This window comes from Novosphingobium sp. Leaf2, from assembly GCF_001421325.1.
Taxonomy (GTDB): domain Bacteria; phylum Pseudomonadota; class Alphaproteobacteria; order Sphingomonadales; family Sphingomonadaceae; genus Novosphingobium.
This window is the reverse complement of sequence record NZ_LMJY01000021.1, coordinates 59,279-83,705: the sequence shown is the minus strand read 5'-3', so window position 1 is coordinate 83,705 and position 24,427 is coordinate 59,279. Positions and strand designations below refer to the sequence as shown.

Sequence of the window (24,427 nt, the reverse complement as noted above, 5' to 3'; positions counted from 1 at the left end):
GAAACTTGAATGACGTGCGGGCCGTGCATGATCAGCGCAGCGTGGGAGAAGCCATCATCACCCGCATCTGGCGGGCTGAAGCGATCGCGCGGCGCATCGCGGCAACATACGCGCCCGCTGCGGCCTCGATCGTGTAGCGCGCGGCGTAGTTGCGCTGCGCGGCGTCCAGATGGGGCAATTCGTCCGCGTGGGCGATCTCGTGTGCCATGCCCGCCACATCGCCCACCGGGATCAACCGGCCGCGCGCGCCGTGGCCGATCAGCTCGCCCATGCTGCACGAGCAGTCCGTGGCGATGACGTTCAGGCCGGCCGTGATGGCTTCCAGCACGACCGCGGGCACGCCTTCGTAATTGGAGGAGAGCAACAGGCAGTCGGCATCGCGCAGATAGGCATCAGGATCGAGGACATGGCCGACGAAAGTCACCTGATCGTCCAGCGCGAAGCGGCGCACCAGCGCCTGCAGCTTGGGCCGTTCCGGCCCATCGCCGACGATGGCCAGCGTATCGCCAGGGCGAAAGCCCGCCGCGAACGCCTGGACCAGCATCGGCAGGTTCTTTTGCGGAACCAGACGACCCAGCGCCAGAAACCGGTAGCCGCGCCGCTCTGCCTGAACGCGCGGGATGGCGGCGAGGTTCTCGAACCGACTTCGCGTCATCGCCGGATCATGGATCGTGACCACCCGGTGCGCGCCAACGGTCATCGCCTGCATGATTTCGCCGTGCATGGGTTCTGCCAGCGCCACGAACCGCTCGAAGATCATGCCCTGCGCGCGAAGCCAGACGCTGTAGCACGCTCGCGCGATCCACGGCGTGTCGCGGCGAAGCAGATCGTTGCTGACCTTGATGACGACCGGCGGGCACCGGTCACCCAGCAGCAGCCGCATCGCTGCACATACCACCGCGTAAGTGTTTCCGGGGCAGAAGATCACGTCTGCCCGCTCGCGCGAAAGGTACCGCGCGAAGCACCACATCATCCACACGGTCTCGAACCGTGCGGTCGGAACGGCGCTAGGGTAGAGTTTGTAGAAAAGCGATGCGGACGCACGGCCCCGGTCCGGTCCCTCGTCGCGGCCCAGCACGATGGTCACCGCGTGGCCGCTGCGCTGCCAGTGCTCCGCCAGATTGAGAGCCACACGCTCTACCCCACCGGGCTCGAAGCTATGTATGGGTATCGCAATCCGCAAAGGCTCTGTCATATCCCTGTGACTCCGGGCCCTGCCAGGACCCGCACCGCGATATCGTGCCTTGGTTACATTTTTATTCCGTCAGGTCAGCGTATCTGCCCGGAGTGTGCGTAGCCGCGAACGCGTGCAGCGTGGCATCGGCGCTTTTCAGGATGGAGGGCTTGGTCACATCGCCCGGATGCATCGCCAGTCGCAGCGTGCGCAGCGGTTGTAACGCGGTGCGCGCCAAGGCGGCGAACGCCAGCGAGGAAGCGGTGCGCATCGTACTGCGCGATGCCCAGGTCACCACCGGCCCTTTCGCCAGCGGCGTGTCCTCGTGGCCGGGCTGCCAGACGCGGAAATGATCCTCCGCCAGCGCGAAGCCGCATTCGCCCAGCGCCTGCATCGCGCCCGGTCCATAAAGCCAGGCCGGCGCGATGAATCCGGCTGCCGGCCGCCCGATCACGTCCTCCACCAAAGCCTTGCCATCGCGCATGCGCTGCAGCGCGTCGGCGTAGGAGAGCCCGAGGAACTCACCCTCCCCCGCCGTCATGTGCCGCGCCTTCAGGCTGGCAGCGCCCTGATGATCGGAGGTGTCACGATGGTACCACCCATGGACGAACATCTCGATCCCGCAGTCCGCCCAGGCGCGCAGGCGCGCCTGAAACGCCGATGCGTTGGACAGTGGCGCTTGTCCCCAATGGTCGGGCACCACCAGCATCGCATAGCGCGAAGGCCCGAGCCGCCGTGTGATAAGGTCGGCCAGACGATCCACCTCGCCTTCGAAGCGGGGCGACACGTCGTGAATGGAGGCAAGCAGGCGTCTGTCAGAAGTTCGCATCGATACCGATCCTGATTGAGCGCGGCCGCATCGGCGTTTGCTGCAGCCCTTGCGTGACCGAAAAAGGGTTACCGTAAGAGAACGTGTTGGCCCGCGTGTTGAGCAGATTGTCGACATCGATCGACAGGCCCCAGCCGCGAAAGCCTAGGCGCGCACCGGTGGACGCATCGTAATACCGGCCCTGACCCAGCGCAAACGGCCCGCTGATCGCAAGTTTGGAATAGCCCACATAGCGCACCGCAGCGTCCAGCGTCAGCTTTGCCCACGCATACTGCCGATCGAACTTGGCGGCTACCCGCCAGCCCAGATCGGCGATGTTAGGCAGATCGCGATCGGTTTCCTCACCGTATTGGGCCGAAGGACTGGTCAGTTCGCTCGAATTGAGGAAACCTGCCGCCTCTACAGAAAAGAAATCGTCCGGATGCCAGGCCAGCGACGCGGCCAGATTCTCGACCCGGCCCGAACCGATGTTGGCGATGTATGGCAAACCGTCCAGCCCGACGAGATCGGCCTGCACATCGCGCCATAAGGCCAGCGATGCGGCCAGACTGCCGGACAGGCGCGCGCCTTTCTCCATGCCGAAGCGCAGGCCCACTTCCATGGTGCTGATCCGGTCGGAACCAAACCGCTCGGCGCTTTGCGAGTTTGACGAGCCGGTGACCTGCAACTGCCCTGGACGGTAGCCCTGCTGGAACCGGCCGTAAATAAGCAGACCGGGCCGCGGCGTCCACGAGAGCCCGGCGGACGGCAGCACGCGCGCCTGGGTACTGGCCGGCTCCTCGCCTTCCGGCACCTTCTGACCGATGAATTCGCTGGTCTGGTGTACGTAGCTCACCCGGCCGCCCAAGGTCATGACAAGATTGCGCGACACGGGAATCCCCGCTTCTCCAAATCCGGCGACGTCGAGGGTGGAATTGGAGATGCTGGTGAGCAACGCCGTCGATCCGGGGTCACCCAGGCGGCGCACGACGCGGTCCTGGTTGTCTACCAGGCTGATGCCCGCGATCCACGTTCCCGAACCGCCAAGACTGCCCGATACGCGGGTTTCGTGAGAGAGCAGGCGCACCTTGATGTCTTCGGTAAACTCCACCGGGGGGGCGCCCGAAGTCATCGGCGTGGCATCGAAGGTGGTCTTGATGTCATGGTTGGCATAGCCGGTGGCGGACACCAGCTGGACATCGTCCCAGCCGCGCCGGACCGTAACGTCCGCAAGCCGGTAATCGTTGTCGAACGGCTGAGCGATGGCGGAACGCCGCACCAGATCGGGCTCGCCCTTCAAAGTATATTGCCCGTCGCGGGAGTCGATGTCCTGGGTCAGGGCGGTAACATCGACCGTCCAGTCCGTATCCGGCTTCCAGCGCAAAAGCGCGCGAAAACCGGTCTTTTCGTTGCGGTTGATATCGTGCAGCGCGCGCTCGGCATCGTCGATGTAGCCGCCGTCGGTGCTCTTGTAGGCGACGGCCCGCACGGCCAGCGTGTCGTTCACCAGCGGAAGGTTCACCGTCAGCGCGCCGTCACCGCCGGGTTCGCCTTCCTGCGTCAGTCGCAACCCGGCCGAGGCGCTGATCTGGGTGGATTGCAGATCGGGTTCATTGGGCACCAGCCGGATGATGCCGCCAAGCGTGCCCGCGCCGTACAGCGTGCCTTGCGGCCCTTCCAGCACCTCCACGCGGCCAACGTCGTACAACGCGAGGTCAGGGTCAGGCGCGCTGTAGATCAGGCGCGTTTCGCCAAAGTATTGGCTGATGGTGCCCTGACCAGGCCCATTGAAGCTGCTGTCCGCGATGCCGCGGATGAATACCTTGTTGCGCCCCGGCCCCAGATTTGTGGACGACAGCTGCGGCAATTTGCCCAGAATGAAAGCGGTGCCTTGCCCCCCTGCCCGCGCCAGTTCCACCCGGTCCGGTTCCACCACCGAGATGCTGGCCGGATACGTCGCCAGGCCCAGCCGCTGCTTGGTGGCGATCACGATGATGTCCGGGCCTTGCCTGGGCGGAAGGGGCTGTTGCGGGATGGCAGCGCGCGCGACTGCTACCGGCGCGGGTGCAGGCGCGCGCGGAGCCGGCACGCTTTTGCGGACCAAACGGACTGTGCGGGCATCAACAAATACAAAGGCATAGCCGCTCCCTTTCAGAAGCGCCTGAAGTGCATCGGACACGTCATAGCGGCCATTGATGCCCTTGGTGCGCACAGCTTCGAGGCCGGGCTCGGTAATCGCGATGGAAATGTTCGCCTGTTCTGAAAACGCGATCAGCGCATCGGACAGCCGGCCACCCTGCACTGTGAACTGCTGGTCCGATCGCGCTTGAGCAGATGTTCCAAAGGCCAGGCAGGCAAACGCAAGAAGCCATCCCCCCGTCCGGCATTTACCGCGAAATCGACCATCCATCGGCTGTTGCCGCCACCTTCAAACCCAGCAGAACGCCGACTCGCTTCTGCAGGGTAGCGGCATCGCCATCAAGCTGAATAACGCCCGAAAAGCGACGGTCGGAAAGGTCCGGTCCCAATTCGATGGCGATCCCGCGCGCGCGGGTGATGTCGGCGGTGACTTCCATCAGCGGCGCATCGCGATAAACCAGCCTGCCGCGGGTCCAGCCACCGATATCGCTGACAGCCTTGGCCCCCTCGACAATGCCGCTTTCGCTCGCGTCCAGAGTATCCCCGGCGGTTAGCCGCAGCCGGTTGACGCCATTTTCAAAGCGCACCCCGCCTTCCGCCACTTCGACCCGCAGCGCGCTTTTCGCCCGACGCACGTTGAACACGGTTCCCTCGTCCACGATCCGCTGGTCACCCACAGTGAGGGTGAAGGGCTGCTGGGCATCGTGATGCACAGTGAACTGCGCTTCGCCCGCCTTGAGTTCAGCCACGCGCGTATCGTTCTTGTCCAGCTCGATCGTGCTGCCGCCATTGAGCATGATGCGCGTGCCATCGGACAACGTCAGCGTGCGCATTTCGCCAGGCGCGGTGCTGACCGCATAGTCGCTGTTGAGGCCGCCGGTTCCCACCCAGCTGCCAAACGCGACGAGCGCGGCAGCAGCAGCCATCCCCGGCCACTTCCAGCGCCGGGCGCGGCTGGGCTGGATCGGGGTGAACCACGTAAACGCAGGCTCCTGGCTGCTGCGAGCAAGTTCGGCCACGGGATCGAGCGCCTGATCGGCATCGTACACCGCTTCGTACATGTCATTATGGCGCGGATCGGCTTCCAGCCAGCGGGCGAAACCGTCCCAGTCGGCATCTCCGCCGCTGCTCAGTTGCAGGTGCCAGGCGATCGCTTCTGCGCGCATGGTATTCTCAGCGAGCCCTGTCATCGGTGCCTCCTGTCCGGCCGGTTGCGCCCGGATCAAGCCGGCTGCGGATCTCCAGCACCGCACTGTAGGCACGCTGCAGATGTTTTTCGACGGCGCTCAGACTGATGCCCAGTTCGTTGGCGATCGCCTTTTGGGACACCCCCTCAACCCGGTACTGGCGAAACACGTGCGCTGTGCGTTCGGGCAGTTCCTCAAGCCGGGCTTCAACCCGGGCCAGGTGATCGCGGGCCAGCAGCGAGGTTTCCGGGTCGGGCGCAAGGTCGGCCATCTCCGTGTCCGGCCCTGCCGCCCCGGCCGGCGCATCAAGCCAGTGCGCATCGCGCGATTGTTGGCGCAGTTCGGTCCGGCGGCGGGTGTGCGCCATGTTGTTCAGCATCTGATACAGGTACGCGCGCGGCGCGCGCACGGGACCGGTTACACTGGCCTGCACCCGCAGATACAGATCCTGCAGCAGGTCTTCCGCATCCGCCTCGCCGATCCGGCGCGCCAGCAGGAAGCGGCGCAGTTCGATCCGCATCGACAGACACAACTGGCGCAATCCGGCGTCGGCAGGCACTTCCTGACCGTCCGACGTCATTGCGCGTCCACCTTGTGCAAATCCGGTCTCCTTCCCCAGCAGGAGCAGGTCTGTACGAGATTGCAGAGGGCGTGTCATGGCCGTCTCACGCTATACCGGAAGTATTGCGGGGACATGGCTGCGCGCGCGTCCAGGTTGGGGCGGTGATCGGGGTAGTGAATGTCTGCATCGGTGCCGCCGCCCTGTGAATGGCCCGGCGAAAGCGCGGGTCAATGGTATGACTCCTTCGGCCGTGAATACCCGCACAAAGTTTTTTGAAGTGCGGATCGAGACACCGCGCGGCGTCTCATGATCGGAAATGGCGGGAGTATCTTCATGAAGCGTCTACACATCACGACCCTCGGCGTCGTAGCGGCAATCCTGGCTCTCAACGTGCCGCTGCCATCGCCGGCGGCCGATCTGGCCCCAGCGCCGATATCCAGGATCGCCACGCAGCCCACTAATACGCTGTCGGTCATGACCTACAATGTCGAGGGCCTGCCGTTTCCCGCGGCATTCGGGCGCCCCGGCAAACTGGCGCAAATCGGCCAGCGGCTGGGCGCGCTGCGAGAAACCGGACAACAGCCACACGTGGTGCTGCTGCAGGAAGCGTTCATCGGACAAGCCAAGGCGATCGCGCGCGCGGCCGGCTATACCTATGTTGCATGGGGCCCGAAGGCGGGAGACATGGCCAACGATCCTTCGTTGGCGGGCAAATCATTCGCCGCGCAGGATTCCTGGCTGAAGGGCGAAGGCGTGGGCAAGTGGGTAGATAGCGGCCTGGTGATCCTGTCCGACTATCCCATCGTCCAGACCCGCCGGATGGCGTTTCCCGCCGACATGTGTGCCGGTTACGACTGCCTGGCGTCCAAGGGGGTGCTGCTGACATGGATCCAGGTTCCGGGCCATTCCCAACCCATCGCCATTGCCGATACGCACCTCAATTCGCGCGCGGCAACCGGGGTGGAGATCGCCCGTGCCGACACTGCCTACATGCGCCAGATCGCGACCGCGCGCGATTACATCCACGCCAACGTCGCGCCCGGCACGGACGTGATCTTCGGCGGTGACTTCAACATAGGGCACGATCCGCAGCGCATCGCTGCCGTTGCAGCCGATGGCGGCATCGTCAACGGCGGCGTGGAAGCTACCCAGCTTGCCGCCTCGCGCAGCGATAGCGCGGTAAACGAAGGGCTCGCTGTGGTTCGCAAACGCGCGAAGGACAAGCAGTTCTTCCGGGCAGGCGCAGGCAGCGAATTGTCGTTGCAGAACATCGTGGTGCCGGTCGGCTTTCAGGACAACGGAACGCCTTTGTCCGATCATACGCCGTATATCGCGGACTACACCCTAGGCTAAGCCAGCGCCAGGATGCGCCGGGCCTGCACCAGATGCGGGCGGTCGATCATCCGGCCGTCCAGCTTCAGGGCACCGACGCCGGGGTTCGCCGCAAACGCGTCCACGACCGCGCGGGCGCGGGCAAGCTCCTGCGGGGTGGGCGTGAAGCCTCGATTGATGGCATCGACCTGGGCGGGGTGGATCGCCATCATCCCGGTAAACCCGTCCCGCCGGGCGCGCGCCACATACCCGGCAAGCGCATCGGGCGCATCGATGCGGGGAAATACCGTCTCGATCGCCGGCAAACCGGCAGCATGGGCGCCGAACAGCGTCAAGCTGCGCACCATTTCGTATGGCGCGGTGTAGCTGCCGTCCGCCTCGCGCGAGGTCATCGCGCCGATGGCGGCGGGCAGATCCTCCGCCCCCCAGGTCAGGCCAGCAAGATGGTCCGCAACGGCGGCATATGTGCCCAGTTGAAAGATCGCGGCAGGCGTCTCGGTCGCGATAGGCAGGATTGGCGGCAAAGCCTGCCCACCGCCGCGCTCGATCAGCGCCGTGACGCTGGCCGAGCCTTCGGCTTTTGGCAGCACCAGTCCGTCAGGCTGGGCGGGTAACGCCGCCGCAAGGTCGTGCGCGGTCTCGGTGCCGTCCAGCGGATTGACCCGAACAAAAGCGGGTATCGTGCGATCCTGCCCAAGCCACGCGGCTATCGCATCGCGGGCGAACGCTTTCTTTTCCGGAGCGACGGAGTCTTCAAGGTCGAGGATCAGCGCATCAGCGCCACTGGCGGCGGCCATTGCAAACCGCTCTGGGCGGTCACCCGGCACGAACAGCAGCGAGCGCAACTTCACGCCATGGTGCCCTTCACCAGCGCCATGCGCAGACACTGGCACACCACTTCGTCACGCTGGTTGAGCAAGCGATGCGCAAACGTGACGATGCCAGCGCCAGGACGCGAGCCGCTGGGCCGCAGCGCCTCGATCGTGGTTTCCGCCCGCAGGGTATCGCCAATGAACACCGGCGCAGGCATCACCAGCTTGTCATACCCCAGGTTGGCGATGAGCGTGCCCAGCGTGGTGTCGCCGACGGACAGCCCCACCATCAGCGCGAAGGTAAAAGTGCCGTTGACCAGGATCTGGCCGAACTCACTGGCCTTGGCCGCCTCTATATCGAGGTGGAGAGGCTGGGGATTGTGCGTCATCGTGCTGAACAGCAGATTGTCGGTTTCCGTCACCGTGCGCCGGATTTCGTGAACCAGCGTCTCGCCTATGGTCCACTTATCGAAGGGCTTGCCGGCCATCAGGCTTCCTCCTGCCGCTCGATCCGCACGAGTAGTGCGCCATCGCTGACTTGCGCGTCCTGCACGGCGTTCAGCACCGTGATGGTGCCGTCGAACGGCGCTACCAGCGTGTGTTCCATCTTCATGGCTTCCAGGGTTAGCAGCTTCTGCCCCTTGGTCACCGTCTGCCCGGCGGTTACGCTAACCGCGATGATGCGTCCGGGCATCGGCGAGAGGATCGCGCCGTCACCGCCTTCCGCGCCGGCGGGGCCGGATGCGCGCCAGCCGCTGACGCGCCAGACCTGCCCGGCCTGCGCCACCAGCACGTCGTGCAACGGTTCTTCGTCCGACGCGGCATCGGGATCGAAGCGGATGGACACCGCCTCTCCGTCCAGCAGGAAGCGCGCCTCCTGCCGCCGCGGGGCGTTCAGACGAAAGCCGGTAAGCGGTCCGCCCGCCACCAGCGCGGCCGCCGCATCCGCCAGCGCATCGTCGCTGGGTATTGGCGGCGGCATCAACGCATCGCCGGCCCGCGCGATCAGGCCGGTGTCGAGCCGTGCGGCGGCAAAATCGGGATGCTCCAGCGCTTTTACCAGAAAGCCGGCATTGGTCTTGAGCGGCCAGATTGCGGTATCGTCCAGCGCCGTGGCCAGCGTCACGCGTGCGTCTTCGCGGGTTTCGCCATGCGCTATCACCTTGGCGATCATCGGATCGTAGAACGGCGAGATTTCCGCACCTGTAACAACGCCCGTATCAATGCGGCAGCCTTTGCCCGGTTCGAAAACCTCCAGCGTGCCGATGGAGGGCAGAAAACCTTTTGCCGGATCTTCCGCATAAAGCCGCGCTTCCATGGCCCAGCCGTTGATGGACAAGTCTGCCTGCGCTTTGGGCAAAGGTTCGCCGGCGGCGACACGCAATTGCCACTCCACCAGATCCTGCCCGGTGATCGCCTCGGTCACCGGATGCTCCACCTGCAGCCGGGTGTTCATTTCCATGAACCAGATCCGATCGGCGCGCAGGCCTTCCGACCCGTCAGCGATAAATTCGATTGTGCCCGCGCCGACGTAGTTGACCGCCTTGGCCGCACGCACCGCCGCCTGGCAGATCGCTTCGCGCGTGGCGGCATCCATGCCAGGCGCGGGGGCTTCCTCGATCACCTTCTGGTGACGGCGCTGGAGCGAGCAGTCCCGCTCGAACAAGTGCACCACGTTGCCATGGCTGTCCCCGAACACCTGCACCTCGATATGGCGCGGGTTGGTCACCCATTTTTCCAGCAGCACCTGATCGTTGCCGAAGCTGGAGGCAGCTTCGCGCCGGCAGGATTCCAGCGCATCGGCAAAATCTGCGGCTGCATCGACCTTGCGCATGCCTTTGCCGCCGCCGCCCGCAACGGCCTTGATCAGCACCGGATAGCCGATCGCATCCGCTTCGGCCTGCAGCCGCTCCGGGCTTTGGTCGGCACCAAGATACCCAGGCGTGGTCGGCACGCCGGCGGCCTGCATCAGAGCCTTGGCTGCGTCTTTCAGGCCCATCGCGGTGATGGACGACGGACTGGGTCCGACCCAGATCAGCCCGGCGTCGATGACGGCTTGCGCAAATTGCGCGTTTTCTGAAAGGAACCCATAGCCGGGATGGATGGCCTGCGCGCCGATTTCCCTGGCGGCGGCAATGATGCGCTCCCCCAAAAGATAGCTTTCGCGCACCGGTGCGGGCCCGATGTGTACCGCCTCGTCAGCGGAGCGCACATGCAGCGCATGAGCATCCGCATCGGAATAGACCGCCACCGTCGCGATTCCCATCGCGCGCGCGGTGCGCATGATGCGACAGGCGATTTCGCCCCGGTTCGCGATCAACAGCTTGCGTATCGCCATCCCGGTATCTTTCCCTGCCTGCGCCATCACATCCGGAACACGCCGAAGCGCGCCTCCTGCGGCACCGGCGCATTGAGCGCGGCGGCGAACGCCAGCCCCAGCACGTCACGCGTCTGTGCGGGATCGATGATGCCGTCGTCCCACAGCCGCGCGGTGGCGTAATAGGGGTTACCCTCGTCCTCGTATTTCTGGCGGACAGGGGCCTTGAACGCCTCCATTTCATCGGCGGTCCACTTCGCCGCATCGCGGTGGACGGTAGCCAGCACGCTGGCTGCCTGCTCGCCCCCCATCACGCTGATGCGCGCGTTGGGCCAGGTGAACAGAAAACGCGGCTGATACGCGCGCCCGCACATGCCGTAATTGCCCGCGCCGAAACTGCCGCCGATCAGCACCGTGATCTTGGGCACTTGCGCCGTCGCCACGGCCGTTACCAGCTTGGCGCCGTTCTTGGCGATTCCTTCCGCCTCGTACTTGCCGCCGACCATGAAGCCCGAGATGTTCTGCAGGAACAGCAGCGGAATGCGGCGCTGGCACGCCAGCTCGATGAAGTGGGCACCCTTCAGCGCGCTTTCGCTGAACAGCACGCCGTTGTTGGCCAGGATCGCCACCGGCATTCCGTGAATATGCGCAAAGCCGCACACCAGCGTGGTGCCATACAAAGCCTTGAACTCATGAAATTCGCTGCCATCGGCAATCCGCGCGATCACTTCGCGCACGTCATACGGCGCGCGCACGTCCTGCGGGATGATGCCATACAGATCTTCCGCATCGAACAGCGGCGGCCTGGGTGCCTGCAGGTTGAGGTCGGGCTGAAAATCGGCCGGTAGCGTGGAGACGATGTCGCGCACAATCGACAGCGCGTGCTCATCGTTCTGCGCCACATGATCCACCACGCCGGACTTGCGCCCGTGCAGGTCGCCGCCGCCCAGATCCTCGGCCGAAATGACCTCACCAGTGGCCGCCTGCACCAGCGGCGGACCGGCAAGGAAGATGGTGCCCTGATTACGCACGATCACCGTTTCGTCCGACATCGCCGGGACATACGCCCCGCCGGCCGTGCACGATCCCATGACACAGGCGATCTGCGGGATGCCCCGCGCAGACAGGTTCGCCTGGTTGAAGAATATGCGGCCGAAGTGATCGCGGTCGGGAAACACCTCTGCCTGATTGGGCAGGTTCGCGCCGCCGGAATCGACCAGGTAAATGCACGGCAGCCGGTTTTCGAGGGCGATTTCCTGCGCGCGCAAGTGCTTTTTCACCGTCATCGGGAAATACGTCCCGCCTTTGACGGTGGCATCGTTGCACGCGATCATCACCTGCCGACCGGACACTCGTCCGATCCCCGCCACGATCCCCGCGCCGGGTACTTCGTCGCCGTACAAGCCATTCGCCGCCAGCTGGCCCAGTTCCAGAAAGGGCGAGCCGGGATCGAGCAGGCACTCCATCCGGTCGCGCGGCAGCAGCTTGCCGCGCCCGGTGTGCTTGTCCCGCGCGGCCTGGCTGCCGCCCTGCGCCGCCTGCGCCACTTTGCCGGCAAGTTCCTGTGCCAGGGCGCGATTGTGCTGCGCGTTCGCCTGGAACACCGGATCGGCGCTGGAAATGGCGGAGGTCAGGACGGGGGCGCTCATGCTCCGATCAGTTCCCGGCCGATCAACATGCGCCGGATCTCGTTGGTGCCCGCGCCGATATCCAGCAGCTTTGCATCGCGCATATAGCGTTCCACCGGCCAGTCCTTGGTATAGCCCGCGCCGCCCAAAGCCTGCACCGCTTCCAGCGCAACCTTCATCGCATTCTCACTCGCCAGCAGGATTGCACCCGCCGCATCGAAACGCGTGGTGCGCCCCGCATCGCAGGCCCGCGCCACGGCATAGACATACGCCCGCGCCGAATTGAGCGCGACATACATGTCCGCGATCTTCGCCTGCATCAACTGGAACGCGCCGATCGGCTTGCCGAACTGCTTGCGCTCACGAACGTAAGGCAGCACCACATCCAGGCACGCCTGCATGATACCCAGCTGGATGCCCGCCAGTACCGTGCGTTCATAGTCCAGCCCGCTCATCAGCACCGCGGCGCCGCCGTTCAGCGGGCCCATGATGTTGTCTTCCGGCACTTCGCAATCGTCGAACACCAGTTCAGCGGTGGGCGAGCCGCGCATGCCCATCTTGTCGATCTTCTGGCCGATGGAAAAGCCCTTCATGCCTTTTTCGATCAGGAACGTGGTCAGCCCCCGGCTGCCCTCCCCGGTGCGCGCATACACCACCAGCGTATCGGCATACGTGGCGTTGGTGATCCAGAACTTGGTGCCGTTCAGGACGTAGCGGTCGCCCTTCTTTTCCGCCTTCAGCTTCATCGATACCACGTCGGATCCCGCCCCCGCCTCGGACATCGCCAGGCTGCCGACATGCTCGCCGGAAATCAACCGTGGCAGATAGCGCGCCTTCTGCTCGGCATTGCCCCAACGGCGGATCTGGTTGACGCACAAGTTGGAATGCGCGCCATAGCTCAGACCGATAGAAGCCGAGGCGCGCGCGATCTCCTCCTGCGCCACCACATGATCGAGATAGCCAAGGCCAAGCCCGCCGTCCGCCTCGTCCACGGTGATACCATGCAGACCCAGCGCGCCCATCTGCGGCCACAGGTCCTGCGGGAACCAGTCTTTCGCGTCGATCTCGGCGGCCAGCGGCGCGATCTTGTCGGCGGCGAAGCGGGCGGCAGTGTCGCGGATCATGTCCGCCGTTTCACCCAGGGCGAAATCGAAGTCGGTCATCGGCATTCTCTCCTTGCCGGCAAAGCTAGCGCAGGACCCGCCATATGAAAAATTGAAACTCGATAACGAGTGTATATACGGTATCTATGATAGAGCGGTATCTGGTTCGGTATTTTCTGGCGGTGGTGGACCAGGGCAATTTCTCGCGCGCCGCCGCGCATTGCAACGTCTCGCAGCCCACGCTGTCGGTCGGAATCGCGAAGCTGGAGCGCGCGCTGGAACGTCCGCTGTTCGAACGCAGCAATCAGCGCGTGCAACTGACCGAGGCGGGCTCGCTGTTCCTGGCCCATGCCCGCCGGATCGAGCGGGAATTCAACGCCGTATTGTCCGCGATCGCAGACACCGAGCACAAGCAGGGCCTGCGGGTCGGCGTATTGACCAGCGTCCCCGGCGCTGCCGTCTCCACCGCGTGTCATGCCGCGCGCGATGCACTGCCCGGCCCGGTCGAGGTCGTGTTCGCCGGCGAGCGCGAACTGCTGGGCATGCTGGAGCGTGACCGGCTGGACGTGGCACTGACCATCATGCGCCCCACCAATCATCACTTCACCCAGCGCATGATCCTGGACGAGGGCTACATGCTGGTCCTGCCGCTCGACCACCCACTTGCCGATCGCACGGCAATAGACGCCGCCGACTTGCGCGATGCGCCGATGATCGTGCGGCGGCACTGCGAAATGCTGTCCCAGACCAGCCGTTTCTTCGTGGCGCGCGGCGTCCGCCCGCACTTCTCGCTACGCACCACCAACGACGAACGCGCGCTCCAGATGGTCGCGGCCGGGATGGGCGTCACGGTGATGCCCGAAAGCTACCGCTGCGCACAGGTGCGCCACGTGCCACTGCAAGGCTTCGATCACCGCCGGACCCTAGGCTTCTACATGGCCGACCCGCAACACCGGACGCACCCCCTGGTGCAGGCTGTTGAGGATGTGCTGGGCAACGGTGCCTTTACTCCCGCGTAGCGCAAGAGGCGCTGGAACGATGCGCCTGCGTGGCGGTTCAGCCTCTCGACACGAAAGGAACGCTCTATGTCGGATCACAACGCCGCTCCCGCCGAAGTGCAGCCCACCAACCTGCTGCTGGCATCCAACAAGGTCGATGGGACCAAGGTTGCCGGTCGCGATGGCGACACTATCGGGTCGGTCCACAGCTTCATGATCAACAAGCGCACCGGCCTGGTGAACTATGCGGTACTCAGCCTCGGCGGGTTCCTGGGCATCGGCAAAAGCTATTATCCGCTGCCGTTTGAATTGCTGTCGTACGACCACGTGGCCGATGGCTACATCGTGACGATCGACCGCCGGCTGCTGGAAGGCGGGCCGAGCTGGTCGAACAACGCGCCCGATTTCAACCAGGCTTACGCGGACCGCGTATCCAACTACTACGGCGTTGCCCCGCAGGATCTGACGGTGGCCTGACTGGCATTCGCCACGGAACCATCAGGCCTGTCCTGCCGTTGTGCCCGCAAAGGAGAATGACATGATCGGCAAGATTATCGGTGCGATTGCAGGCAAGAAAGTGTCCGACCAGATGAGCGGCGTGAGCGGCACCAAGGGCGCGCTGCTGGGCCTGGGCGCGGCGACTGTGCTGCGCCGCCTGGGCCCTGCAGGCATGGTGGCTGCAGCGCTCGGTGGCTACGCGTTCAAGCGCTATTCCCAGCGCAACCGTGGCCCCGGCATGCGCTGAAACGCGATAACCGGATAAGGCGCGCGGCTGACAATCGGATTGTCAGCCGCGCTGTCCTGTGAAATTACGCGCGCTATGATTACCGTTCATCATCTCGAAAATTCCCGATCGCAACGTGTCCTATGGCTGCTCGAAGAACTGGGCCTGCCGTATGACGTCAAGCGCTACGAGCGCGATCCCAAGACCATGCTGGCACCGCCTGAACTCAAGGCAGTGCACCCGCTGGGAAAATCCCCGGTGATCGTTGATGAAATGCCGGACGGTTCTAAGCGCACGGTTGCGGAAACTGCGGCGATAATGGAATATCTGGTAGACAAGGCGAACGGCGAGCTGGGTGCTGATACGGTTGGGGCCGACCCGAGCCTTTACCGCTTTTATCTGCATTACGCCGAAGGCTCGATGATGCCGCCGCTGCTGCTCAAGCTGGTACTGGGCAAGGTGCCCCTGTTCGGAAAAGCCGCGCAAAAGCGGATCCAGCCGATGGTCGATGTGCACCTCGATTTTGTCGAGAAAGAATTGGCGTCGCGCCCGTGGTTTGCTGGCGAGGTGATGACTGCGGCGGATGTGATGATGAGCTTTCCGCTCGAAGCCGCCCGGAACCGTGCCGGGTTGGACCAGGGCCGCCCGGCCACCATTGCCTGGCTGGCCAAGATCCACGCCCTGCCCGCGTATCGCGCAGCGTTGGCGCGCGGTGGCCCTTACGATTACGCGTGAGAACTGTCGGGCTGGCCATAGGGCGCCAGCCGATCCACCGCCGGGATCGCGCCGGGGCGCATAACCGTCCACCCGGCAAGCGCATGGCCTGCCAGCGCGGCGTCATGCGCAGAAGCGCCGCGCAGCCTGGCAGACAAATACCCGCCGTTGAATGCATCGCCAGCACCGCTGGTATCTACCGGCTGGAGGGTTTGCGGGACAGGGCAGATGGCGCCGTCGGGGAGCAGGCAGCCCTGTGCGCCCAGCTTCACCACCACGTCCTTGCATCCCAATGTGCGCCAGTGCCGGGCCACATCCTCGGCTGAGCCGGCGCCGCTCAGCAGCACTTCGTCTTCAAGGGTCGGCAGCCCGATGTCGGCAAACGCGATGGCCTTGTCTCGCGCCCGCTGCGCCGCCTCGGTTGTTTCCCAAAGGCGCGGGCGGTAGTTGCCATCGAATGCAACCTGCCCGCCGTTATCGCGCACGCGGCCTGCCAGGCGCAGCAGGTCCTGTCGGCCTTGGGGCGGCAGGATCGCCAATGACACCAGCGAAAAGCAGAACAGATCCGCCGTTTCGGCGATCGCCATCGCCTGATCGACGGCATCAAGCTCGAACAACGCTCGCGCGGCGCTGGTGTCGCGCCAGTAGGTGAAACTGCGTTCGCCCGCCACATCGGTGGTGATGGCGTAAAGCCCGGCGTGACGCGAGGGGTGCGTGAGGACCAGGCTGCAATCCAACCCTTCGCCTTCCCATGCCAGGCGCAAGTTCGCGCTGAAGGCATCCTCCCCCAGCGCGGTCATGTACGCTACGTCATGCCCGCCACGCGCCAAGTGAACTGCGGTGTTGAGCGTGTCGCCGCCGTACCCGACACGCCACGCGCCGGCCGAGCCGGACAGCTCCACCATTGCTTCACCCAGGCATACGATACGGGTCATGACCTGCCTTTCTTTATCGCGTGCCGCTTACCAGCTCCACATCGTGCCGTCTGCCAGACGGGCAACCGGCAGATAGGCGGGCTTGTACGGATACTTGGCCGCCAGGTCCTCGTCGATGTCCACGCCGTGGCCCGGGGTCTCGCCACAGAACAATTCGCCGCTTTCGAACCGGTAGTCATGCGGGAACACCGCGTCGGTTTCCTCGGTATGGCGCATGTATTCCTGAATGCCGAAGTTGGGCACCCAGGTGTCGAAATGCAGCGCGGTGCCCATGGTGACCGGCGACAGGTCGGTAGCGCCGTGGCTACCGGTACGCACTTGGTACAGCGCGGCCAGATCGGCGATCCGGCGCAAGTGCGTCACGCCGCCGGCGCTGACGATGGTGCAGCGGATATAGTCGATCAGCTGGTTCTGGATCAGGTCCTTGGCGTCCCAGATCGTGTTGAAAATTTCACCTACCGCCAGCGGGGTGACGGTGTGCTGGCGCACAAGCTTGAAGGCTTCCTGATTTTCCGCCGGGGTGCAATCTTCCAGCCAGAACAGCTGGTACGGCTCAAGCATCTTGCCCAGGTTAGCCGCTTCCTGCGGGGTGTAGCGGTGGTGCCCATCGTGCAGCAGATGGTGGTCGAAACCATACGTTTCGCGCAGTTTTTCGAACAGCTTGGGCACGTAGTTCAGCGCCTTGCGCGTGTCCCAACCGGTGACGGACGGCAGCGATGCGTCGGCCGGCTCGTAATAGAGCTTGCCACGGCCCACGCCGTAGGCGTCCTTGACGCCGGGAACGCCGGTCTGTGCGCGGATCGCCTTGTAGCCCATGTCGATGTAGTGGCCCACCGCATCCACCGTCTCGGCGATGTCGTTGCCGTTGGCATGGCCGTAGACCATCACGCCATCACGGCTGCGACCGCCGAGCAGCTGATACAGCGGCATACCCGCCATCTTGGCCTTGATATCCCACAAGGCCACGTCAACGGCGGCGATCGCCCGCATCGTGACCGGGCCGCGCCGCCAGTAGGCACCGCGATAGAGATACTGCCAAATATCTTCGATCCGGCGCGGATCCATGCCGATCAGGCAGGGCACGACGTGCTCTTGCAGATAGGCCACGACCGCCTTTTCACGCCCGTTCATCGTCGCATCGCCGATGCCGTAAACGCCTTGGTCGGTCATGATCTTTAAGGTCACAAAGTTGCGACCTGGGCATGTAACGATGACCTTGGCCGATGTGATTTTCATCTGTGGTCTCCTGCGAGTCGCGTAAATCGAATGTGTCTGGACTGGGCCACTACGATGGCTCAGGCGGAAGGAATGCTGCTGGCCGGCGGTGCCCGGCGCTGGCGCAAAAGGAACCAGAGTATGGCCATGCCGATAATGTCGAGCGCACCGAGCGCCACGAACAGCGGCCCGTAGCCATAGGCGTCAGCGCTCTGCCCGATCAGCAGCGTGAACAGCATCCCGCCGATCCAGGCCAGCGTGCCGGCCATCCCGCTGGCGGTGCCCACCGCGCGGCTATCGAACACGTCCGAGCACAAAGTGATCAGCGCCCCATTCAACATCTGGTGCGCGAAACCGCCCACGCAAAACAGGGCGATCGCCACGCCGGGCGAACCGGCCAGGCCGATACAGGCCGGCCCGATCATGCAGATCGCACCGACCGACATGGTCACCTTGCGCGATGTCAGAACGCTGGCGCCGCGCTTCATCAGCCACGGTGGCACCAGTCCTGCGGCCAGCGAACCCAGATCAGCCGCGACAAACGGCATCCAGGCCCATGTGGCGATGCTTTTGAGATCGAGATGCCAGACCGCAACGAGATAAAGCGGTATGAAGAAATTGAAGGTCTGCCACGCAGGCTCGGCAAAAAAACGAGGGATGGCGATGGCCCAGAACCCGCGCGAGCGCAGCACCTGCCCCCGCGTAAACGGGCGCAAGGCTGCCGCATCGACTGCCTGCCCTTTTGCGATCAGCGCGTTTTCTTCCGGGCTTAACCGCGTGTGGCGTTGCGGCGTTTCGTAAGTGACCCACCACATCACCGCCCACACGAGGCTGAGCGCACCGGTGATCAGGAATGCCGATTGCCAGCCCCATGTCAGGATGCAGAACACGACCAGCGGCGGCGCGGCGATCGCGCCCACGCTGGTGCCCATCTGGAAAGCACTGGTGGCAAGCGGGCGCTCGTTGGCCGGAAACCATTCGGAGACGGATTTTACCCCCGCCGGGATGGCGGCCGCTTCGGTGGCGCCGAGCAGGCCGCGAAAGAAAGCCAGCCCCTGCCAGCTGGAGGCCAGGCCGTGCGCCATGTTGGCAAGTGCCCAGCCTACAGCGAACAGGAAAAAGCCAAGGCGCGTGCCAAGCAGGTCGAGGATTGCGCCAGCCACAGTCTGCATGACAGTGTAGGCCAGCTGGAACGCAAGAACCACGTAGCTATAGGCTTCGGTCGACATCCCAAGCTCGGCTTTGAGCGTGGGCGCGGCGACGGACAGCGTGGAGCGCGCCAGGTAATTGAGCACCGTTCCCAGCGTCACCAGGCCGATGATCCACCAGCGCAGATTGCGGACATGGCGCTTGCTACGCTGGATCACACCATCATTCCTCAATTTCGGGTCGGACCGTGGATAGACCCGGGCGCAGCAGGTTTACTGCGGCGCCCGGGTCGTCACGTTCAGAAGCCGACGCGGGTACGAATGCCGAAGTAGCGGCGCGAGTTGCGCGGCAGCAGCTGCGCCACGGCCTGCGCGTTGGAGCTGCCGGTGTAACCCAGCGAGGTGGCATAGCTCTTGTCGAACAGGTTGTTGACGAACAGGGCGACGCGGAAGTCCTTCTCATCGCGCCCATGGATGCCGATGCTGCCATTGAACACGCCGTAAGCACCCTGGTAGGAGACCGGGCTACCCAGCAGGTCGAGCTTCACGCGGCTCTGGTACGCCCACTCCGCCGTCACGAAACCATCGAAGGGCAACGACGGCGTTTCGACGTCGTAATTGACGGCGATATTGTACTTGAACTTGGGAGAGTTTGCCAACGTGGCGCCCGACAAGTCCTGGAAAGTCGCGCCGCCGGCGACCGGAAGGCACCCTTGCGCAGCGGTCTGGCCGGTGTAGCAAGGGGCGTTGGCGAATTCGCGGATCTTCGCGTCGGTATAGGCCGCCGAAGCGTCGATGCGCAGAAGACGGGTAGGCCGGGCCGACAATTCCGCTTCGACACCGCGGCTGCGCAGGCTGCCGACGTTGCTCAACTGCGGGATGATCGTGCCGTCCGGCAGCGTGACACCGCCTTGGGCCTGGAAGTCCTTGAAGTCGGTCCAGAAGCCGGTGAGGTTCAGCTGCACCTTGTCGTCCAGGAAGCGGCTCTTGACGCCGATTTCATAGGCCTGGCTGGTTTCCGGGCGAACCGGGTTGGCCGCGCGGGTCGGCGTGAAGCCGGTGCTGATGTCAAAGCCCTGCCCCTTGTAGCCGGTGGCGTACGAGGCATAGACCATCACCTGGTCCGCAACATCCTGGCGCAGCGAAACCTTGTAAGTCACGCGGTCATCGGTGCCGGAGCCAGTGCATTCCGAAAGGCAGCTGGCGTTGTTGGCCGGCGGCACCGCCACGTTGGTGGTGTTGAGGAAGCTCGCGCCGATCTTCTCGTGGTTATAGCGGATGCCGCCATCGAGGTGCGTGGTATCGGTGATGTCGTACGTCAGCTGCGCGAAGGCCGCGAACGTTTCGGTCTTGGCGCTGGCGTCCCAGCTGGTCGCCGCGTTGGGACCACGTGCATAGTCACGCGTGGTATCGCCGTTCGCGTAGAACAGTGCGAACAGGTAATCGAGACGGCGGCTGCCGGTGGAAACGAGGCGCAATTCCTGCGTGAAGTTCTTCGCGTGGAAGTTGGCGACTGCCGAAGAGCCGTTAGGCAGGATGCTGGTGGGATCAGCCGTGTTGAGCAGAGTCGGCGTGCCGAGCGTGTCCAGATCCTCGATGAAATTGAAGCGCCAGTCCTGATAAGCCGTGATCGACACCAGATTGGCGCCGCCCAGATCAAGCGTTGCGTGCCCGGTAAACATCGCCTGCTTGCTGACGTTTTCCGGCTCGGTATCAAGACGGATCTTGTAGTTGTCGTCGGACGGCTCGATGCCGACGATCGATCCTGCGATCGGCGCGCCAAATACGCTGGCGCCCGGATTCACGCTGCGGAACGTACGTACCAGGCCGTTGCTCTTGGTGTTGGAGTATGCACCGGTCAGCACGACATCGAGATTGGAGGCCGCTTCCACGTCAACACGGCCGCGAACGCCATAGCTGCGTTCGCCATTGAGATCGTGCCCGGTGTTCAGGTTTTTGACGTAACCATCGCGGTCATCGTAGAACGCGTTCAGGCGGAAGCCGACGCCCTGCGTCAGCGGACCCGACAGCATGCCTTCGATCCGGCGCTGGTCATCCGTGGTCAGCACCGCGCCGACCGAACCGGTCAGCGTTTTGGTCGGGCCCTGCGTGACGATGTTGATGACGCCGGCAGACGCGTTCTTGCCAAACAGGGTACCTTGCGGACCGCGCAGCACTTCGAGGCGCGCGATGTCGTTAAGGCCCGAGAACGCCTGCGCCTGCTGCAGCAGCGCCACGTCGTCCACGACGATGGCGACGCTGGGCTCGATGCCGATGCTGAAGGAAAACGTGCCGATACCGCGCAAGTTGATGCTGCTGCCAGTTGCGTTGGTATTTTCAGTGATGGTCAAGCTGGGCGAAACGCGGGCAACGTCAGTGAACGTCGCCACGCCGCGCGCTTCGATCTGGTCGGCACCGATCGCGCTGACAGCGACAGGCACGTCCTGCAGGTTCTGTTCGCGCTTCTGCGCGGTCACCACGATTTCTTCCAGGCCGCCGCTCTGCTCGGCAGCCTGCGGCGCAGCGTCGGCAGCTTGGGCGGCGGCGGGGGAAGCGGATTGCGCATGCGCGGGGATTGCCGCCAGCGCAAGAACCGCTGACGTGGCGAACAGGACTGATGAATGGCGCAAGGTAACCTCCTCCGGATAAGCCGCTTGTGAAGCGATCTGGTAAGGCCTCTTTATCAACGGACTTTGTAAGGTCAACGCTGATTGTTAGGCCAATTGGTGATTTTATCCTGCTTCGACAATTTTACCACGCCTAACCCGCCAACGGTTGACCCGCCGTAGTCAGCTCCATTGACAACTCATCACCCACCGCCGAAAGGAGTGGTAAGATCAATATGGTAAGAGCTGGGAGAGCAATCACCGTGTCGAAAAGCCAGTTTACCTTGGGCGTTCTGCTTGCGCTGACGATCCCCGGCGTTGCCCGCGCCCATCAGCCAGCAGTACAAAGCTTGGATGCGTCGCCACGTGCGGAACCCCGGCAGACGATTGATCTCGATACCGGTTGGCGTTTCCAGAAAGGGGACGCGCCGGCCTTGGCAGTTACCCCGTCGTTCGACGATAGCGCTTGGCAGGCGGTAGCCCTGCCGCATACGTGGAACCGCGTCGGCTATTACCGTCCCGATCCCGCCAGTCACCTCAATCGGGCTGATACGGTTGACAAGACGCAGGGCCCCGGCTGGTACCGCCTGACCTTCACCCCCGATGCATCGGCGCGTAACAAGCGCGCCTGGATCGAATTCGACGCCGTCAGCCGGATCGCCAGCGTCTGGCTGAACGGCGTGAAACTGGGGGATCACGCAGGCGGGTTTTCGCGCTTTCGCGTCGATGCGACCAAGGCGATCAAGCCGGGTCAGGTCAACGTCCTCGTCGTTCGTGCGGACAACACCGCCGTTGATACCGCCAATTCACCCACGGCAGATGTGCTGCCATTGACCGGCGATTTCTTCGTCCACGGCGGCATATACCGTCCCGCGCGGCTCGTCCTGACAGATCCGGTCCATCTGGATATGGCCGATTACGGCGGGCCGGGCTTCCGGGCGACGACGGTATCCGCAAGCGCGCAGACGGCACGCATCAGCCTTTCGGGGCGCATCGCCAACGATGGAACCCGCACCGCCAACCTGACCCTTCAGGCCCGGCTTATCGACCGGCAGGGCGGCGAAGCGGCAGTCACCACGGTTCCGGTCAAAGTGGCGCCCGGCACGATCAGCGACGTGTCCGCAGCATTGAATGTAGCCGCACCGCACTTGTGGCAAGGCGTCGAGGATCCATACCTTTACACTCTGCAAGTCGCTGTTCGTGATGCCAAAGGCCGCGTGCTGGATAGCGTGAGCCAGCCGTTTGGCGTGCGCACAATCCGGATCGATGCCGACAAGGGCCTGTTCCTCAACGGCAAGCATGTGGACGTGCACGGCGTGGGCTATCACCAGGACCGCGAAGGCAAAGGGTGGGCGATCACTCCGGCGGATGTGGCCGATGACATGACGACCATGCGCGACATGGGGGTGAACGCCATCCGCCTGACGCACTACCAGCATGGCCAGACCATCCACGACCTTGCGGACCGCTACGGGTTTCTGCTGTGGGACGAGATACCGCTGGTCTCGGCCTGGACCCGCAAGGGCGAACTTGAACCCCGCCCGGCTCTGGTGGCGAATGCCGAACAGCAACTGCGCGAACTGATCCGCCAGAACCAGAACCATGCCTCGGTGGTAAACTGGGGCATCGCGAATGAGGTCGATTTCGGCAACTCGTTCCCGGCGTTCCTCACCGGGTACAAGGACGGCAAGGTCCCCGATCCCATGCCGCTGCTCGCCCGGCTGCAGACGCTGGCCCACGCGCAGGATCCTTCGCGCCCCACTGCGCTGGCGACCTGCTGCGAAGGCCGGCTGTTCAATGAAGGCGTGGACATCCCTGTCACGGCTGTCGCTGCCGATCTGGGCGGCGCCAACCGTTATTTCGGGTGGTATTTCGGCGTACCTGGCGATTTCGGGCCCGCACTTGACGCCCTTCATGCCAAGCGCCCGGCGCAACCGCTGGCCGTGACCGAATACGGTGCAGGCGGCGCAACCACCATCCACACCGACGACGTACACGGCGGCCCCATCGATTCGCGCGGTGCCCGCCAGCCCGAAGAATACGAAAGCTACATTCATGAAGAGGCCTGGAAGGCGCTGAAGGCGCGGCCGTATCTGTGGGCGACGTGGCTGTGGAACAGCTTCGATTTTGCCACCACTATCCGCAACGAAGGCGATGCGCAGGACATCAACACCAAGGGTCTGGTCACCTATGACCGCAAGACCCGCAAGGACGCCTTCTACTTCTACAAGGCGAACTGGAATGCTGCGCCAAGCGTGCACATCAACGGCCGCCGTTATGCCGATCGCGCGTACAAGATCACTGACGTACGCGTTTACAGCAATGCGCCGGCGACCGAACTGTTCGTTAATGGCCGCTCGCTCGGGACCCGTCAGGCCTGCGTCGATGCCGTTTGCGAATGGAAGGCCGTAACGCTCAACGGGGGCGCCAATGCTATCGTCGCCAAGGGTCAATTCGCGTCAGGGATTGTCAGCGACAGTGTAACCTGGAACCTTGCTAGCGACGCGCAAGCGCATGTCCGTATCGATGCCGGAACCATCGTTGCCGCGCCCGCTTCCGTACGGTTTGGATCGGATGCCTTCTTCGATGGCGGCAAGACCGGCACGCTGGACAAGCCTGCCGATTACGGCAAACCTGCCGTCGCCGCCGTCATCAGCGGGACGGCAGACAGCGCCGTCGCCGCCACGTATCGCGAAGGTACGTTCCATTACCGTGTGCCGGTCGGCAACGGGCGCTATCAGGTCACGCTGACTTTCGTGGAGCCTGAAAAGCCCGCCGGGCAGCGGGTGTTCGACGTGACGGCCAATGGCCGGGTCGTGGTTGGCAAGCTGGATATTGCCGCGCTTGCCGGACTGTCAGCCGCGATCAAGCGCACCGCGACCGTCACTGTGTCAAATGGTGTCCTGGATCTTGCGTTTCTGCCTTCGAAGGGGGAAGCCATCGTGTCCGCCATCGAGATTTCCAGTGCCGGGCCTCGGCGATGATATTGAGGGCCGGTCATCACATGCGCTTTGGCGCAGCCGCA

20 protein-coding genes are annotated in these 24,427 nt (G+C 64.1%); 6 read left to right on the top strand and 14 right to left on the bottom strand.

Annotated elements, in window-relative coordinates:
- Positions 1 to 31 precede the first annotated feature (31 nt).
- From ASE49_RS16630 to ASE49_RS16610, 5 genes are all read right to left on the bottom strand, one after another.
- Positions 32 to 1,195 carry a glycosyltransferase gene (locus ASE49_RS16630; protein WP_056775130.1) on the bottom strand — a complete coding sequence of 388 codons (1,164 nt, stop codon included), beginning with the start codon at positions 1,193 to 1,195 and terminating at the stop codon, positions 32 to 34.
- A gap of 61 nt (positions 1,196 to 1,256) precedes the next feature.
- Positions 1,257 to 2,003: a DUF2334 domain-containing protein gene (locus tag ASE49_RS16625; RefSeq protein WP_056775127.1), complete on the bottom strand. Its 747-nt coding sequence runs from the start codon at positions 2,001 to 2,003 to the stop codon at positions 1,257 to 1,259.
- A complete protein-coding gene (locus ASE49_RS16620; RefSeq protein ID WP_235523033.1) occupies positions 1,990 to 4,284 on the bottom strand; it encodes a TonB-dependent receptor domain-containing protein in 2,295 nt (764 codons plus the stop codon). Before ASE49_RS16620 ends, ASE49_RS16625 begins: the two co-directional genes overlap by 14 nt.
- Before the next feature lie 85 nt (positions 4,285 to 4,369).
- The gene (locus ASE49_RS16615; protein WP_056775122.1) at positions 4,370 to 5,311 is read right to left on the bottom strand and encodes a FecR family protein; all 942 of its coding nucleotides are present in this window, start codon (positions 5,309 to 5,311) and stop codon (positions 4,370 to 4,372) included.
- Positions 5,295 to 5,888 (bottom strand): RNA polymerase sigma factor, encoded by a 594-nt coding sequence (locus tag ASE49_RS16610; RefSeq protein WP_056775119.1) that lies wholly within the window; start codon positions 5,886 to 5,888, stop codon positions 5,295 to 5,297. The genes ASE49_RS16615 and ASE49_RS16610 overlap by 17 nt, the downstream gene beginning before the upstream one ends.
- A 315-nt stretch (positions 5,889 to 6,203) precedes the next feature.
- Here ASE49_RS16610 and ASE49_RS16605 point away from each other — a divergent pair, with 315 nt between their 5' ends.
- Positions 6,204 to 7,223 (top strand): endonuclease/exonuclease/phosphatase family protein, encoded by a 1,020-nt coding sequence (locus ASE49_RS16605; RefSeq protein ID WP_056775278.1) that lies wholly within the window; start codon positions 6,204 to 6,206, stop codon positions 7,221 to 7,223.
- On the opposite strand, the gene ASE49_RS16600 is transcribed toward ASE49_RS16605, so the two are convergent.
- Genes ASE49_RS16600 through ASE49_RS16580 form a run of 5 tightly spaced genes read right to left on the bottom strand, consistent with a single transcriptional unit; the run spans position 7,220 to position 13,122 of the window.
- Positions 7,220 to 8,053: an HpcH/HpaI aldolase/citrate lyase family protein gene (locus ASE49_RS16600; RefSeq protein WP_056775116.1), complete on the bottom strand. Its 834-nt coding sequence runs from the start codon at positions 8,051 to 8,053 to the stop codon at positions 7,220 to 7,222. The two genes, ASE49_RS16605 and ASE49_RS16600, sit on opposite strands and share 4 nt — an antisense overlap.
- Positions 8,050 to 8,502 carry a MaoC family dehydratase gene (locus ASE49_RS16595; protein ID WP_056775114.1) on the bottom strand — a complete coding sequence of 151 codons (453 nt, stop codon included), beginning with the start codon at positions 8,500 to 8,502 and terminating at the stop codon, positions 8,050 to 8,052. Before ASE49_RS16595 ends, ASE49_RS16600 begins: the two co-directional genes overlap by 4 nt.
- Positions 8,502 to 10,352, bottom strand: a complete 1,851-nt coding sequence (locus tag ASE49_RS16590; protein WP_056775275.1) for an acetyl/propionyl/methylcrotonyl-CoA carboxylase subunit alpha — start codon at positions 10,350 to 10,352, stop codon at positions 8,502 to 8,504. Before ASE49_RS16590 ends, ASE49_RS16595 begins: the two co-directional genes overlap by 1 nt.
- A gap of 26 nt (positions 10,353 to 10,378) precedes the next feature.
- Positions 10,379 to 11,980 carry a carboxyl transferase domain-containing protein gene (locus tag ASE49_RS16585; RefSeq protein ID WP_056775110.1) on the bottom strand — a complete coding sequence of 534 codons (1,602 nt, stop codon included), beginning with the start codon at positions 11,978 to 11,980 and terminating at the stop codon, positions 10,379 to 10,381.
- Complete coding sequence (locus ASE49_RS16580; RefSeq protein WP_056775107.1) at positions 11,977 to 13,122, bottom strand: isovaleryl-CoA dehydrogenase; 1,146 nt, start codon at positions 13,120 to 13,122, stop codon at positions 11,977 to 11,979. The genes ASE49_RS16585 and ASE49_RS16580 overlap by 4 nt, the downstream gene beginning before the upstream one ends.
- 86 nt (positions 13,123 to 13,208) lie before the next feature.
- Between ASE49_RS16580 and ASE49_RS16575 the strand changes: the two genes are divergently transcribed.
- From ASE49_RS16575 to ASE49_RS16560, 4 genes are all read left to right on the top strand, one after another.
- Entirely contained in the window at positions 13,209 to 14,081 is an 873-nt protein-coding gene (locus tag ASE49_RS16575) for a LysR family transcriptional regulator (protein ID WP_056775105.1), read from the top strand.
- Positions 14,082 to 14,147: 66 nt separating this feature from the next.
- Positions 14,148 to 14,537 carry a PRC-barrel domain-containing protein gene (locus tag ASE49_RS16570; protein ID WP_056775102.1) on the top strand — a complete coding sequence of 130 codons (390 nt, stop codon included), beginning with the start codon at positions 14,148 to 14,150 and terminating at the stop codon, positions 14,535 to 14,537.
- A gap of 61 nt (positions 14,538 to 14,598) precedes the next feature.
- The gene (locus ASE49_RS16565; protein WP_056775272.1) at positions 14,599 to 14,805 is read left to right on the top strand and encodes a hypothetical protein; all 207 of its coding nucleotides are present in this window, start codon (positions 14,599 to 14,601) and stop codon (positions 14,803 to 14,805) included.
- A 75-nt stretch (positions 14,806 to 14,880) separates the two neighbouring features.
- Positions 14,881 to 15,519 (top strand): glutathione S-transferase family protein, encoded by a 639-nt coding sequence (locus tag ASE49_RS16560; RefSeq protein ID WP_056775099.1) that lies wholly within the window; start codon positions 14,881 to 14,883, stop codon positions 15,517 to 15,519.
- Here ASE49_RS16560 and ASE49_RS16555 read toward each other — a convergent pair.
- The 4 genes from ASE49_RS16555 to ASE49_RS16540 all read right to left on the bottom strand — a co-directional run bounded on the left by ASE49_RS16555 (position 15,510) and on the right by ASE49_RS16540 (position 21,426).
- Positions 15,510 to 16,433 carry a sugar kinase gene (locus ASE49_RS16555; RefSeq protein WP_056775097.1) on the bottom strand — a complete coding sequence of 308 codons (924 nt, stop codon included), beginning with the start codon at positions 16,431 to 16,433 and terminating at the stop codon, positions 15,510 to 15,512. The two genes, ASE49_RS16560 and ASE49_RS16555, sit on opposite strands and share 10 nt — an antisense overlap.
- Positions 16,434 to 16,460: 27 nt before the next feature.
- A complete protein-coding gene (gene manD / locus ASE49_RS16550) occupies positions 16,461 to 17,669 on the bottom strand; it encodes a D-mannonate dehydratase ManD (protein WP_056775094.1) in 1,209 nt (402 codons plus the stop codon).
- Positions 17,670 to 17,728: 59 nt separating this feature from the next.
- Complete coding sequence (locus ASE49_RS16545) at positions 17,729 to 19,015, bottom strand: MFS transporter (protein WP_056775091.1); 1,287 nt, start codon at positions 19,013 to 19,015, stop codon at positions 17,729 to 17,731.
- Between the two features lie 80 nt (positions 19,016 to 19,095).
- The gene (locus ASE49_RS16540) at positions 19,096 to 21,426 is read right to left on the bottom strand and encodes a TonB-dependent receptor (protein ID WP_056775088.1); all 2,331 of its coding nucleotides are present in this window, start codon (positions 21,424 to 21,426) and stop codon (positions 19,096 to 19,098) included.
- A gap of 212 nt (positions 21,427 to 21,638) precedes the next feature.
- Here ASE49_RS16540 and ASE49_RS16535 point away from each other — a divergent pair, with 212 nt between their 5' ends.
- Positions 21,639 to 24,386 carry a glycoside hydrolase family 2 TIM barrel-domain containing protein gene (locus ASE49_RS16535; RefSeq protein WP_082456538.1) on the top strand — a complete coding sequence of 916 codons (2,748 nt, stop codon included), beginning with the start codon at positions 21,639 to 21,641 and terminating at the stop codon, positions 24,384 to 24,386.
- The last annotated feature ends 41 nt before the right edge of the window (positions 24,387 to 24,427 follow it).